Raw genomic sequence first — 12982 nt, forward strand, 5'->3', positions numbered from 1 at the left:
CACGCAGCGCCTTGAAACCCATAACAACTCAGGCAATAAAGGATGAGAACGAAGAAAATTTACTAACGATTGTTGAAAATCGACTTAACGTAAATAGGTGGCTGGCCGTCTGTGGGTGACCGCATGATGGTGTTCGCGAAAATCATCAGCGGAATCTTCTGCCGCCTGGCGCAGTTCGTCGCTGTCTGCCTGGTGGCTAAGCTGAATGTCCATATCTTTCACCACGAAGTATTCATGTCCGTGACGTTCAGCCATGGTCTGGCCGGAGAAGAGTGCGGTAACAATTAATAACAGGATAATGTTGAGCGGTTGTTTTATTGCCATCTTGCCACGCCTCGTGGGTGTTTTTTCTTGAGCCATTGTTGTTTGCGCCCCTCACCCTAACCCTCTCCCCAAAGGGGATAGGGGATAAAAACACCCGGAAGCTTGTTTTTTCTTTCCTCTGAGGAGTGAGGGGATAAAAAATTCACTGTCGTTTGTTTTCCACCTTATCCCCTTTTGGGGATAAGGCCGGGATGAGGGGCAGCGTCAGTACACAACCTGGCTACTCTAGCGATAATCCCCGCGCGAAACTATTCGGTGAATCAAAAGTGATTTAAAGGTTTGTCAGCAAGGTAAAAACGGGCAAGGAAGGCGTTTTGTTGCGCTGCGGTTAAGGCTGAATATGCAAAGGGCCGCGCAAAAGCGGCAGCCCATCAGTGAAGACCGGCGAGGCGCAGGAGTGCGGTAACCAGCGCCGCGGCGATAATGACAAAAATCAGCGGTACTTTGCGCCAGGCAAGGATTACGGCCACGGCAACGCCTGCAAACCTGGCGTATCCGGCGAAGTGCGCACCTTCAAAAAAGGTGGTTGCCAGCGCCACCGAAAACAGCAGCGTCGTTGCTCCGTCGTTAAGCAGCTTTTGCGAGCGTTCGGAAAGCGCCAGCTTGCTGCCGAGCTTTGCGCCACTGAAGCGCATCAGCCATGTTCCTGCGGAGAGCACGGCCAGGCCGGCAAGCACGGTGAATGTATTGGTCATTATTTTTTCCTCGCCAGCAGGCCCAGCATTGAAAGCAGCACCGGCAGGCCAACGGGGACGAAAGGCGTGGCGGCAAGTGAAATGGCGGCTCCGGTCGAGGCGCGAACCAGGGTAGTACGGCTTTTAAACGCCGGGATCACCAGCGCCAGCAGGATAGCCGGGAATACAGCATCCAGCCCGATAACCTCCGGAGAGGGAAGCAGGCTGCCTACGCCTGCGCCAAGCAGCGTTCCTGCGGGCCAGAAGAACCCGACGCCAGCCCCGCAGAGCCAGTAGGCGGCTTTGCGTTTTTCAGGCGTGGCCTGGGACAGTCCGAACACCACGCTTTCGTCGTTCATGATATGGCAGCCCAACAGGCTTAGCAGGCGTGTGCCCACCAGCTCCCGCACGGCGACGCCAAACGGAATATGTCTGGCGTTGACCAGCAGACCGGCCATCGCGGCGGCAAAAGGATTCCCGCCGCTGGCAATAATACCGATAAACATAAATTCGGATGCCCCCGCCAGCACCACAAAAGAGGCCAGAACCGGCAGCCAGAGCGGGAACCCGTAGGCCATCGCCAGCGAGCCGTAGGAGACGCCCACGACGCCGACGGCCAGGCAGACCAGAAATATCGCTTTTTTGGTGTCTCCGGGCAGGGTGCGGAGATGTTCTCGCATCATCTTATGTTTTCCATATCGAACGAAATCGCCATTATAATGACCGCAATCTGTTACCATATCAAGCGAACGAATCGTTCATTTTAACGAACAGTGGGGGAGTTTTATGACCCAGCCAATAGACACCATCGCAAAAAGTTTGGTGCGTGAACGTGGGCGGACGGGGCTGTCGCTGGCGGAAGTCGCCCGCAGGGCCGGGATTGCGAAATCCACGCTTTCACAGCTGGAAGCCGGGAACGGTAATCCTAGCCTGGAGACGCTCTGGGCGCTGTGCGTGGCGTTAAATATTCCGTTCGCCACGCTGCTGGAGCCGCAAAGCGCCCGGACGCAGATTATTCGCCGGGGTGAGGGCAGCCGCATTGCCGCCGAACAGGCTAATTATGTCGCTATTTTGCTGGCAACCTGTCCGCCAGGCGTGCGTCGGGATATCTATCTGGTCGAAGCGCAGCCCGGCACGCCAAGGCTTTCAGAGCCGCATCCACCGGGTTCGGTGGAGCATATTATTGTGACGCAGGGGCGGGCTCTGGTCGGCCTGACGGAGTCTGCCGCAGAGCTGGGCGTCGGAGACTATATTTGCTACCCGGCAGATCAGCCGCATATTTTCCGGGCGCTGGAGCCGGACACGATGGCCATTATGGTGGCCGAGCAAAATTAACAAACCCGGGCTGCCGTGATAAGACAGCCCTGACGGCGCTCGTTAATGTGCAACGGATTTAGAAAAGAGGTTAATCACCAGCACACCGAGTATAATCAGCGCCATCCCTGCCAGCGCAGGCCAGTCGAGTTTTTGCCCGAGGAAAAGCCAGCCAATCATACCAATGAGCACGATGCCGGCGCCGGACCATATGGCATAAATGATCCCGGTTGGGATAGTGCGCATGGTAATAGATAGCGCGTAAAATGCGACAGCATAAAAAAGAATCGTGACGACGCTTGGCCACAGGCGGCTGAAACCATCGGAAAGTTTTAACGCGGTGGTGGCAATCACTTCGGCAACGATTGCGAGAATAAGCCAGCTGTAGGTCATGTCGGTGTATCCAGTGAGAGACGGCGGTTGCGGAGCGCTATTTTGACCTGGTGCCGTATTTTTCGAAAGACGGGCAGGTAAAAAGGCGAACTCATCCTGATGAATGTTTATGAACTGTTTAATTTGTTAATTAAAGAATCTTGAGCTGGTTATATGGTTAATGAGCAGTGTCTTTAATGTTGAGGAAAGAAAATAGCAAAATATTATCCTTTGTAAGATTTTTCTGATCAACTATGATACCGGTAACATTTGAGGCTGACCGTATGCCTGCGATGTCGTGTAGTGTCGTTAACGATAAATAACCTCGGGGTGAGGCATGGACTGGTTAGTAGACTATTTTTCTACTTATCTGTATGGGTTGAAGGTCATAGCGATTGGGTTGGCGATTCTGATGCTTATCAGCGGAATCGACGATCTGTTTATTGATATTGTGTTCTGGGTCCGCCGCCTTTGGCGCGCCTGTACCGTTTATCGTCGGCATAATCATTTAGGCTATAAGCAGCTGTATGAACCACAGGAAAAGCCGCTTGCTATTATGGTGCCGGCCTGGAATGAAACCGGCGTTATTGGCAATATGGCGAGCCTTGCGGCAAGCACGCTCGACTACGAGAATTACCATATTTTTGTCGGTACCTACCCCAACGACCCTGACACGCAGCGCGACGTCGATGAGGTGTGTGCCCGTTTCCCTAACGTACACAAAGTGGTTTGCGCCCGCCCAGGCCCAACCAGTAAAGCCGACTGCCTGAATAATATCCTTGATGCGATTTTGCAGTTTGAGCGTAACGCCCGGTTCTCCTTTTCAGGGTTTATTCTGCACGATGCAGAAGATGTTATCTCCCCGATGGAGCTGCGGCTGTTCAACTACCTCGTTGATCGTAAAGATCTGATTCAGATCCCGGTTTACCCCTTCGAGCGCAGCTGGACCCATTTCACCAGCCTGAGCTATCTCGACGAGTTCTCCGAGCTGCACGGCAAGGATGTCCCGGTGCGTGAGGCGCTGGCAGGCCAGGTGCCAAGCGCTGGCGTCGGCACCTGCTTCAGCCGCCGCGCGGTGCTGGCGCTGCTTGCCGATGGTGACGGTATCGCCTTTGATGTGCAAAGTCTGACCGAAGACTATGACATCGGTTTCCGCCTGCGGCAAAAAGGGATGGAGGAGATATTCTGTCGCTTCCCGGTGGTGGATGACACCGATCGTTCCGCAAGGCCGTTCGGCCAGCGTAAACGCACCGCAAAAGTGATCTGCGTGCGCGAATATTTCCCGGATACGTATACGACTGCGGTGCGCCAAAAGTCCCGCTGGATTATTGGTATCGTTTTTCAGGGATTTAAGACGCATCGCTGGAGCAATAACTGGGTACTTAACTACTTCCTGTGGCGCGACCGGAAAGGCGCCGTGGCTAACTTCCTGAGTTTTGCCGCCATGCTGGTGATGCTGCAACTGGTGGCGCTGTTAATTTATCAGCGCAGCGTAGAAGGCGCCTGGCAGTTCCTGTCGATCTTTGTCGGCGGCGCATGGCTCAGCACTCTGCTGTGGATAAACTTTTTCCTGATGGCCAACCGAATTTTACAGCGAATTATTTTCGTCACCGGTTACTACGGCTTAGGGCAGGGACTGATGTCCATTCCACGCCTGTTCTGGGGCAACTTAATCAACTTTATGGCCAACTGGCGTGCAATTCGTCAGGTGATCCAGCATGGAGATCCGAGGCGCGTTGCCTGGGATAAAACAACCCATGACTTCCCGACAGTCAATACCCGCAACCGTGCTCTTCGTCCGCTGGGTGAAATCCTGGTCAGCCAGGGCGTTATCAGCGAAGAGCAACTGATGGAAGCGCTGCAAAACAGAGTACCTGGCCTCAAACTTGGGGGTAGCCTCGTTAATCGAGGGGTGATTACGGCCCAACAGCTAGCGAATGCTCTGGCGGAACAGGCAAGCGTGCCGATGGAAATCATCGACAGCCGTCGTTTAGATGAGGCGCTGGTTAAATCGGTGCCGGCAAATGTGGCGCTGCACTACGCGGTGCTTCCGCTACGCGAGGAGCAGGGAACGCTGATTTTTGCCAGTGAAAGCGCCATTGACCCCGTTTCTCTTGCTGCGCTGGGGCGCAAAGTTCAGCGTCCAGTAAGTTACGTTATCGTGCCGCGTGGTGAAGTTGTGGTGGGGCTACGTCGCTGGTATCTCCAGTCTGAAAACGACCCGTCGGAACTGCTCAGCAGAGCGGTAAATGCGGAAATGTTAAGTCCGGAGCAGGCCGAGGCTATCTGGCAGGAGTATGTCTCCGGGCAAATTTTGTTTGCCGAAGTGCTGATTACGGAAAGTCACCTGGATGAGGCGGTCCTGAAAGCAGTACTGCTGCGCTACGAGCGCAGTGAAATGCAGTTTGGTGATTTCCTGGTGCAGGAACAAGTTGTCGACCAACACGCGGTCGATCGCGCGCTGGAACAGCAAAAAATACTCCAGCCTTCTTTAAATGGGCTGATGCATAAAGCCGGGTTAAGCAGCCTGCAAATCTCCAGCCTTGCGGGAGAAATAGCATGAAGTTCAGCCTTAAACCGTTAGCTATTTTGACATGCGGCCTGATGATCGCCGGGTATTCCCTGGCGGCCACCGAAGGTTCGAAAGAGGATCTGGGGTTAAGCGATTACCGCTACTTCAAGGTGTATCCACACATTGAGCGCGCGCAAAAGGCGCTGAAAGCCAACGATGAGCAGCGTGCCATCAGCAGTTTTCAGCACGCCCGCGAGCTGGCCCCGGATAGCGTCCGACTGACGCTCTGGCTTGCCGAAGCGTATCGCCATTTTCACCATGACGATAAAGCGGCCGCGCTGCTGAATGAGCAACTACGCAAAACGCCCGACAATGCGCAGGTCCGTCGGGCGAGGGACGCTATTCCCCGTCCAGCTAAAAATGTGACAACGCGTGAGCAACTGCTGGCGTTTAACGACGAATGCAACGCTTCTCCTTCCGTAGTATGCCGCGCCGAAGTGGGTAACTTTGCCGTTAAGCTTGGGGCGTTGGATATCGCGCTGCAGCAGTTCAACGACGATGCGTTTCGCACCTCGCCTGCGGGGCACACGCTGATTAACAACCTGACTCAGCGCGCTATTTATCTGCAGGAGTGGCAAACTGCCGATCGCGGCTTTGCCCTGCAGGACAGGCTGGCGACGCTGAGCGAAGAGCAGTATCAGCAGTGGTTTGCCATCCTGCTTCATCTTGGGCGCGATCGCCGTATTCTGGATCTCCAGCAGCAGGGCGTCATGAACACGCCGGGTATGCAGCTGGCCTACGCGCAGTCCCTGGCGGAGCGCAAGAAACATCCCGAACTGGAAAATTACCTGTCCAGCCACAAGCCTGCCTTTGATACGGACAGTGAGAAACATAACTGGCGCTATCTGATGGTGACGTGGGGCGGGCTGAAGCTACCAGAGACGGCGCTGCCGGTTGTGAAGCCCAAACCGCTTTCCGGCGCTGAAATCCGTATGGCTCAGGCGCGCGTGCTTAAGGACCAGTGCGATAAAGTCATCACCATCCTGGGCGACATGTCGCCGCAGTACGATGCGCAGAGCTGGTCGCACCTCGCGGAATGCTACCAGCAAACCTCGCCGGGAATGGCGCTGTATGCCGCCCAGCAGGCTCAATCCCGCGATGCTAATCCTTACTACGCGCGGCAGGTGGCTTATCTGGCGTTTGCCGTAGAAGACTACGCGCTGGCGCAAAGTAGCCTGCGGAGCGTGCCGGTTAAAACGCTTAGCGATGAAGACATCCGTGCCGCAGCGCGCAGCGCCTGGCTGGCGAAAGACAGCGCCGCGCTTGACTACTGGCGACAGGTGGCCTGGCAGCGAGCCATGCCGGAGCTGAACTTTGAGACCCCGCCGGAGCAGGATCACGCCACGCGCGGTTTTGCGCTGTTTAAAGCGGGAGATATGCCCGGCGCGCGCAGCGAGCTGGAGCAAGCGTTGCAAACCATGCCTGACTCGCCGGAAATCCTGCGACAGATGGTTTATATCAACCAGCGGCTGGATGACAAGCCGCAAACCAAACGCTACAGCGAGCGCGTTGTGGATGATATCGACAACACGCTGACCCCGTCTAAAGGCTTAACCGACGCGCAGCAAAAAGAGCGCTTCGCCTTCCGCCGCGTGCACGAAGATAGCCAGCGGCGCTGGACGTTCTCCTTTGACAGTTCGCTGGGCCTGACTTCCGCCTCTAAAAATGAAGCGGGCGCAGGCGGCGGCGTCTCACGAGATAAAAGCAACCGTAGTTATGGCCAGGCTGAAGCTGAATACCGCATTGGTCAGAATCAAATTCTGGATGGCGATCAGCTTTCGGTTTATACCCGACTGTTTGGCGGCAGCGCAGGGCACAGCAATATCGCGCCTGTCTATCAGCCGATGGTGGGAATGGGCGTTCGCTGGAAGCCATTGCGTGAGCAGGTTATTTATCTGGCGGTGGAGCAGCAGCTTCCTCTCGATAAGGCGAACGATGCCCGGACGGATATGATGCTGCGAGCCAGCGCCTCGTTCCTGAACGGCGGGGAGTACAGCGATGACTGGCACCCGCTGGGTAAAGGCTGGTTTGCGCAGAACCTCTATCTGGACGCGGCGCATTTCGTGAAATACGACTATCAGCTGTACACGGCCGATTACCGCCAAAGCTGGCACCACAAGGTTTCGGCGCGACACACGATCGAACCTTACTGGCATGTGCAGTACAACAACCAGACGCGGCATTCACGCAGTACGGATAACAGGCTCGGCGGCGTAGGCGTTCGCTATAACACCTGGTTTGGCGAAACACATTATGATGCTTATCCCCACAAGGCGAGCGTGGGGCTGGAATACCAGCGGGTATTCGACGGCCGTAACCGCGATATAGATTCCAAAAACAGTCTGTTCCTTACCATAGGAGTGCGTTGGTAATGAAATTTACTCCGGCATTAACGCTGGCGGCCGTGCTGTTTTGCCCGGCGTCTGCCTTTGCCATTAACGCGGTAATGTATCAGCCCCAGCTGCGTGATATGTCGATGACCGACCAGCAATGGACCACGATGCTGGCGCAGCTGAAGCAACAGGGCATTGATACTCTGGTCTTTCAGTGGAGCCGCTATGGGGACGCCTTCGCCGGCGGGGAGTCGCAGCACTGGCTGGAAGGGAAGGCGCGTCTGGTCAAAAGCAGCGGGCTGAAGCTGGTGCTGGGCCTGGCCGCGGACGATAAATTCTTCGAACGGCAAAATCAGCCGCTCACTGCGCTTGAAAGTTATTTTAACCTGCTGCGCGCCCGGGACGTGGCGGTTGCCACGCGCTGGACACAGGTGCTCGGGGCTGAAAACATTGCGGGCTGGTACATCAGCAGCGAGCTGGACGACCGCCGCTGGCGAAGTCCGGATATGCAGCAGGCCGCGCTGGCATGGCTGACAAAAACCCATGAGTCTCTCGCCTCGGTGGCCGATAAACCGATTGCCGTCAGCAGCTTCTTTGCCGGCAATATGTCGCCGGATGGCTACCAAAAATGGGTGACCACCTTGAGCCACAGCGGGGTGAAAATCTGGGTGCAGGACGGGGCCGGGACGGGCGTGTTAACGCCAGCTGCGCGAGCGCTGTACCGGCAAACGCAAAGCAGCGGTGAGGTGATCGAACTCTTCCGTCAGGATAAAAATACCGCTCACTTTAGCGCCGAGCCTGTTTCTACTGCCGATCAGGAGCGCTTAATGTCTGTCAAACCCGCAGCGGGGCAGGACAGAGTGTATTTTTCGCTGCGTTATTTAGATGTTGCCGCTGGAATATTACAATATCGTAATGTACCGCAGGCTAGCGTGAAAACAGAAGTGAAATAAAAATGAATGACGGCCCTGTTTTAGGGCCGTCTGGTTATTTATTTCTTAAAGACTTCGATATTAATATTTTTATGATTAGACTCGTCGCCGGTGGCGGCGATTATCACATAAAAGCAGTCGGCAGGCTTCACGTTGGACGCTTCACACTTTTGATTTACCTCTTTGGATAAATCCTTGTGTCCGACGGTCGGGGTCCCGTCTTGTTCCAGGGAAAGATCGCCAATTTTTGTATAACCAGATGATTCTTCATGAGTAATTTGTTTTGCCGCAAAAACAGGTGACGAAACTAACAGCGCTAAAGCCAGTGCGGGTAGCATATATTTCATCTTTGTCATCCTCTGAATGTTTCATTGAAATGGTTAACTGTTTTTCCTCATTAACGCATTAAAGAATTAGCACAGTTCTAAAGAAAATCAATTTCTTCACCATGGATTTAGGATGAGTTAACGGGGAAGGACTGAACATATTCCTTCCCACGACGTACGGCTCAGCGAATTAAGATTTAAAGCCTGCGGCGGTCATCAGCAGACGAAAACCCATCCCCACTGCGGCCAGCGCAAATACGCTGACGCTCCATAGAATAACCATCCACATGACACGTTTAGCGGTCTCTTTCATCAATGGTAGCCCTCGCCAGGCTGCACCTTCCCGCGGAATACGTAATAGCTCCAGAAGGTGTAAACCAGGATTATCGGAATAATAAACAGCGCGCCAACCAGCATAAAGCCCTGGCTTTGCGGTGGCGCAGCGGCCTGCCACAGCGTGATGTCCGGCGGAATGATGTTTGGCCAGATGCTGATGCCCAGCCCGCTAAAGCCCAGAAAAATCAGCCCCAGCGTCAGCACAAACGGCGTGGCGTGCAGGCTGTCGGTTGCCCGCACGCTGCGCCAGAGCCACAGGCTTAAGAGCACGACAAGCAGCGGAACCGGCAGCAGGAACAGCAGATTTGGCAGGGAGAACCAACGCTCGGCAATATTCGCGTGGCGAAGCGGCGTCCAGAGGCTGATCGCCGCTATCACGGCCAAAAGCGCCAGCAGCAATGCCGGGGTCAGGCTCCGCATTCTTCTTTGCAGCGGATCTTCGCTTTTCATCACCAGCCAGGTGGCACCCAGTAAAGCGTAGGCTATGACCAGACCCAGGCCGCAGAACAGGTTGAACGGCGTCAACCAGTCAAGCTGGCCACCGGCAAAATGCCGCCCGCTGACTGAAAAGCCTGAGATAACGGCTCCGACGGCAATACCCTGGCAAAAAGTCGCCAGAATCGATCCCCCCAGGAACGCTTTGTCCCAGAAGGGGCGATGCGCCGGCGTGGCCTTAAAGCGGAACTCGAAGGCGACGCCGCGAAAAATCAGCCCCACCAGCATCAGCGTGAGTGGAATAGTCAGGGCATCGACAATAACCGCATACGCCAGCGGGAAGGCACCAAACAGGGCAGCCCCACCCAGCACGAGCCAGGTTTCGTTCCCGTCCCAGACCGGTGCCACGCTGTTGACCATCACATCGCGGTCTTCAGCGTCGCGAATAAACGGAAACAAAATGCCAATCCCCAGATCGAAACCGTCCATCACGATATACATCAGGGTGGAGAAGACGATAATCACAAACCAAATAACAGATAAATCGATGCCCATTAGCGCGTCTCCTCGAGTGATTCAGCGACCGCAGACAGCGGGCGGGATGGGGTGCCTTGTGCCGGATGGTCGTCGAACGGCTGCGGGCCTTTTTTGATGAGCCGAATCATGTAGCCGTAGCCGACGCCAAACACCGACATGTACACCACAAAGAAAGCGGCCAGGCTGAGGCTCATTTGCAGCGTACCGTGGGCAGACACGGCATCTTTGGTACGCAGCAGGCCATAAACGACCCAGGGCTGGCGGCCAACCTCCGTCGTAATCCACCCGGCGAGAATGGCAATCAGCCCCGATGGCCCCATCCACAGCGCAAAACGCAGGAACGGACGGCTCTCAAACAGCCGGTCGCGGTAGCGAAGCCACAGGCTGGCGACGCCGAGCAGGATCATCAGCATGCCTAAGCCCGCCATCACGCGGAACGACCAAAAGACAATCGGCGAGTTAGGGCGGTCCTCTTTCGGGAACTCTTTCAGGGCTGGCACCTGTTTTTCCAGACTGTGGGTGAGGATCAGGCTGCCGAGCGCCGGGATTTCCAGGCCAAAGCGGGTGCGCTCCTGGTCCATATCCGGCAGACCGAACAGCAGCAGCGGCGTCGGCTCGCCGGGACGGTTTTCCCAGTGTCCCTCAATGGCGGCGATTTTGGCCGGCTGATGCTGGAGCGTATTCAGGCCGTGCATGTCGCCGATCATTGCCTGAAGGGGGGCGACAATCACCGCCATCCACAGGGCCATTGAAAACATGGTGCGAATGGCCGGTGTGCTGTTGCCGCGCAGCAGATGCCAGGCGGCGGAGGCCCCGACGAAGAAAGCGCTGCTCAAGAACGCCGCCACGGACATATGCAGCAGGCGATAAGGGAATGACGGGTTAAAGACCACCGCCAGCCAGTCCACCGGCACGACCTGCCCGTTGTGGATCTCAAAGCCCTGCGGGGTTTGCATCCAGCTGTTTGAGGCGAGGATCCAGAAAGTGGAGATAATCGTGCCGAGCGCTACCATGCAGGTGGCGAAGAAGTGCAGGCCCGGGCCAACGCGGTTCCAGCCGAACAGCATCACGCCCAGAAAACCGGCTTCAAGGAAGAAAGCGGTCAGCACTTCGTAGGTCAGCAGCGGGCCGGTGATGCTGCCGGCAAACTGCGAGAACCCGCTCCAGTTGGTGCCGAACTGGTAGGCCATGACCAGCCCGGAGACCACGCCCATGCCAAAGTTAACGGCAAAAATCTTCGACCAGAAGTGGTACAGCGAGCGGTAAACCGGGTTTTTAGACTTAAGCCAGAGCCCCTCAAGTACCGCGAGGTAGCTGGCAAGCCCGATGGTGATGGCCGGGAAAATAATGTGGAAGGAGACAGTGAAAGCAAACTGGATCCTCGCCAGGTGAAAAGCGTCTAAACCGAACATGCAGAACTCCGCATAGCAAATTATTCGGCTCGATTGTAGGCCGCACCACGTCCGGGATGTAGAAACAGAGGGGCACGAAAAAGGGATAACAGTTTGGCTGAGAACTAATTCCAAACTTTCCAGTCTATATCGCGAATACTCTTTTAGGGGAACAAGATGCTGTCACCGAAGTTTGGCGTATTTTTACTGATTGGACTCTGCCTGGCGTCCCCGGCTTTTGCCCTGGATCTGTTGTCCCCCGCCAAAAGAGAGATCGCCATGCAGCTGGTCTCCAGCGCGGAAAACTCCTCGCTGGACTGGCGAAAACAGTATGCCTATATAGAAGATATCGACGACGATCGCGGCTATACCGCTGGTCTGATCGGCTTTACTTCCGCCAATGACGATATGCTCGACGTTGTGGAGCGCTACACGTCAAAGCGGGCGGCCAACCCGCTTGCGAAGTATCTGCCAGCCTTGAAAAAGCTCGCGGAAGAAGAAAGTAGCGCCCATACCGGACTTGACCCTGATTTTGTTGATGCCTGGAGACGGGCGGCAAAAGATCCCGCATTTCGGGAGGCGCAGGATGAAATTCTGACGGAGCAGTATCTGGAGCCCGCCGTCGAGCAAGCGAAAGACGACGGGCTGAGCACGCTCGGGCAGTTTATCTACCATGATGCGCTGGTGATGCATGGGCCGGGTGATCAACGGGAGGCGTTCGGTGGCATTCGTGCGGCGGCAAAAAAAGTAGCCCAAACACCCTCACAGGGCGGTAACGAGAAAGCCTGGCTGAACGCGTTTTTAGATGCCCGGGTGACTATTATGCGGGAAGAAAAAGCCCACGAAGATACGTCGCGAGTTGAGCTTGAGCAGCGCCGTTTTCTCAGAGAAGGGAACTACAGCCTGTCACCGCCGCTGCGCTGGCGGACCAATGACGAAGACTTTGTGATTGAGCACTGAATGCTAACCTTTTTGTCCTTCAGGGCGATTTAGCCCGAAGGGCACAAAGGTGACTTTCGCAGTAACCAGCGTTGTGCCAGGCTTTAGCTGTTCACTGAGCAATGGAGGCCGTATTGTGAATAGCGTCGTGATTGTTACCCGGAATTATCTCTCAGCTTTCCCGAATCCCATTCAGATCAAACGCCATGAAACCGTCGCCATTAGCCATAGCGATCTCGAGTGGCGCGGCTGGGTGTGGGTCACGCTCTCATGCGGCAAGTCAGGCTGGGCGCCGCAGCAAATCTTTACCCTGTCGGGGCCGCATGAAGCGGTCTGTCTGGAAGACTACACTGCACACGAACTGACGGTAAACGTGAATGAGAGACTTACCGTCAAGCGCTCTTTGAACGGCTGGTACTGGGCAGAGACATCTGAAGGGGAATGGGGTTGGATACCCCATGAGAACGTTGCACTACTTCAGAACTAGCTAAGTTGCA

General features: G+C 55.5%; 14 protein-coding genes. 6 read left to right on the plus strand and 8 right to left on the minus strand.

Features of this window, described 5'->3' with window-relative positions; translation table 11 throughout:
• Window positions 1-84: 84 nt before the first annotated feature.
• From F3J28_RS05615 to F3J28_RS05625, 3 genes are all read right to left on the minus strand, one after another.
• Complete coding sequence (locus F3J28_RS05615; protein WP_039302993.1) at window positions 85-324, minus strand: DUF2554 family protein; 240 nt, start codon at window positions 322-324, stop codon at window positions 85-87.
• Window positions 325-695: 371 nt separating this feature from the next.
• Window positions 696-1019, minus strand: a complete 324-nt coding sequence (locus F3J28_RS05620; RefSeq protein ID WP_166873561.1) for an AzlD domain-containing protein — start codon at window positions 1017-1019, stop codon at window positions 696-698.
• Complete coding sequence (locus F3J28_RS05625; protein WP_166874458.1) at window positions 1019-1678, minus strand: AzlC family ABC transporter permease; 660 nt, start codon at window positions 1676-1678, stop codon at window positions 1019-1021. Before F3J28_RS05625 ends, F3J28_RS05620 begins: the two co-directional genes overlap by 1 nt.
• Before the next feature lie 106 nt (window positions 1679-1784).
• On the opposite strand from F3J28_RS05625, the gene F3J28_RS05630 reads away from it, so the two are divergent.
• Complete coding sequence (locus F3J28_RS05630; protein WP_166873564.1) at window positions 1785-2333, plus strand: helix-turn-helix domain-containing protein; 549 nt, start codon at window positions 1785-1787, stop codon at window positions 2331-2333.
• 42 nt (window positions 2334-2375) lie between these two features.
• Here F3J28_RS05630 and F3J28_RS05635 read toward each other — a convergent pair whose 3' ends face one another.
• Window positions 2376-2705, minus strand: coding sequence for an SMR family transporter (locus F3J28_RS05635; protein WP_008461433.1), 330 nt, complete (start codon window positions 2703-2705; stop codon window positions 2376-2378).
• Window positions 2706-3021: 316 nt separating this feature from the next.
• Between F3J28_RS05635 and nfrB the strand changes: the two genes are divergently transcribed.
• From nfrB to F3J28_RS05650, 3 genes are read left to right on the plus strand one after another with little or no spacing between them, the layout of a single operon-like run.
• Window positions 3022-5247 (plus strand): cyclic di-3',5'-guanylate-activated glycosyltransferase NfrB, encoded by a 2226-nt coding sequence (nfrB, locus tag F3J28_RS05640; RefSeq protein ID WP_166873567.1) that lies wholly within the window; start codon window positions 3022-3024, stop codon window positions 5245-5247.
• Window positions 5244-7628, plus strand: a complete 2385-nt coding sequence (locus F3J28_RS05645; RefSeq protein WP_166873570.1) for an NfrA family protein — start codon at window positions 5244-5246, stop codon at window positions 7626-7628. Before nfrB ends, F3J28_RS05645 begins: the two co-directional genes overlap by 4 nt.
• Window positions 7628-8542: a DUF4434 domain-containing protein gene (locus F3J28_RS05650; RefSeq protein ID WP_166873572.1), complete on the plus strand. Its 915-nt coding sequence runs from the start codon at window positions 7628-7630 to the stop codon at window positions 8540-8542. Before F3J28_RS05645 ends, F3J28_RS05650 begins: the two co-directional genes overlap by 1 nt.
• Before the next feature lie 38 nt (window positions 8543-8580).
• Here F3J28_RS05650 and F3J28_RS05655 read toward each other — a convergent pair whose 3' ends face one another.
• The 4 genes from F3J28_RS05655 to F3J28_RS05670 all read right to left on the minus strand — a co-directional run bounded on the left by F3J28_RS05655 (window position 8581) and on the right by F3J28_RS05670 (window position 11567).
• Window positions 8581-8868: a hypothetical protein gene (locus F3J28_RS05655; protein WP_166873576.1), complete on the minus strand. Its 288-nt coding sequence runs from the start codon at window positions 8866-8868 to the stop codon at window positions 8581-8583.
• 169 nt (window positions 8869-9037) lie between these two features.
• A complete protein-coding gene (locus tag F3J28_RS05660) occupies window positions 9038-9160 on the minus strand; it encodes a DUF2474 domain-containing protein (RefSeq protein WP_008461441.1) in 123 nt (40 codons plus the stop codon).
• Window positions 9160-10173 carry a cytochrome d ubiquinol oxidase subunit II gene (gene cydB, locus F3J28_RS05665; protein ID WP_166873579.1) on the minus strand — a complete coding sequence of 338 codons (1014 nt, stop codon included), beginning with the start codon at window positions 10171-10173 and terminating at the stop codon, window positions 9160-9162. Before cydB ends, F3J28_RS05660 begins: the two co-directional genes overlap by 1 nt.
• Window positions 10173-11567 carry a cytochrome ubiquinol oxidase subunit I gene (locus F3J28_RS05670; RefSeq protein WP_166873582.1) on the minus strand — a complete coding sequence of 465 codons (1395 nt, stop codon included), beginning with the start codon at window positions 11565-11567 and terminating at the stop codon, window positions 10173-10175. Before F3J28_RS05670 ends, cydB begins: the two co-directional genes overlap by 1 nt.
• A 156-nt stretch (window positions 11568-11723) precedes the next feature.
• Here F3J28_RS05670 and F3J28_RS05675 point away from each other — a divergent pair, with 156 nt between their 5' ends.
• Both F3J28_RS05675 and F3J28_RS05680 read left to right on the plus strand, forming a co-directional pair.
• The gene (locus F3J28_RS05675; protein WP_166873585.1) at window positions 11724-12506 is read left to right on the plus strand and encodes a chitosanase; all 783 of its coding nucleotides are present in this window, start codon (window positions 11724-11726) and stop codon (window positions 12504-12506) included.
• Window positions 12507-12555: 49 nt separating this feature from the next.
• Window positions 12556-12972, plus strand: coding sequence for an SH3 domain-containing protein (locus F3J28_RS05680; RefSeq protein WP_353620570.1), 417 nt, complete (start codon window positions 12556-12558; stop codon window positions 12970-12972).
• Window positions 12973-12982: the final 10 nt, after the last annotated feature.

The sequence above is a fragment of the Enterobacter sp. Ap-1006 genome, from assembly GCF_011752835.1.
GTDB lineage: Bacteria > Pseudomonadota > Gammaproteobacteria > Enterobacterales > Enterobacteriaceae > Cedecea.

Coding starts and splice junctions, on each gene's coding strand:
- F3J28_RS05630 (WP_166873564.1), top strand. CDS start 1,785: ATGACCCAGCCAATAGACACCATCGCAAAAAGTTTGGTGCGTGAACGT.
- F3J28_RS05655 (WP_166873576.1), bottom strand. CDS start 8,868: ATGAAATATATGCTACCCGCACTGGCTTTAGCGCTGTTAGTTTCGTCA.
- F3J28_RS05650 (WP_166873572.1), top strand. CDS start 7,628: ATGAAATTTACTCCGGCATTAACGCTGGCGGCCGTGCTGTTTTGCCCG.
- F3J28_RS05620 (WP_166873561.1), bottom strand. CDS start 1,019: ATGACCAATACATTCACCGTGCTTGCCGGCCTGGCCGTGCTCTCCGCA.
- F3J28_RS05675 (WP_166873585.1), top strand. CDS start 11,724: ATGCTGTCACCGAAGTTTGGCGTATTTTTACTGATTGGACTCTGCCTG.
- cydB (WP_166873579.1), bottom strand. CDS start 10,173: ATGGGCATCGATTTATCTGTTATTTGGTTTGTGATTATCGTCTTCTCC.
- F3J28_RS05635 (WP_008461433.1), bottom strand. CDS start 2,705: ATGACCTACAGCTGGCTTATTCTCGCAATCGTTGCCGAAGTGATTGCC.
- F3J28_RS05645 (WP_166873570.1), top strand. CDS start 5,244: ATGAAGTTCAGCCTTAAACCGTTAGCTATTTTGACATGCGGCCTGATG.
- F3J28_RS05615 (WP_039302993.1), bottom strand. CDS start 324: ATGGCAATAAAACAACCGCTCAACATTATCCTGTTATTAATTGTTACC.
- nfrB (WP_166873567.1), top strand. CDS start 3,022: ATGGACTGGTTAGTAGACTATTTTTCTACTTATCTGTATGGGTTGAAG.
- F3J28_RS05670 (WP_166873582.1), bottom strand. CDS start 11,567: ATGTTCGGTTTAGACGCTTTTCACCTGGCGAGGATCCAGTTTGCTTTC.
- F3J28_RS05625 (WP_166874458.1), bottom strand. CDS start 1,678: ATGCGAGAACATCTCCGCACCCTGCCCGGAGACACCAAAAAAGCGATA.
- F3J28_RS05660 (WP_008461441.1), bottom strand. CDS start 9,160: ATGAAAGAGACCGCTAAACGTGTCATGTGGATGGTTATTCTATGGAGC.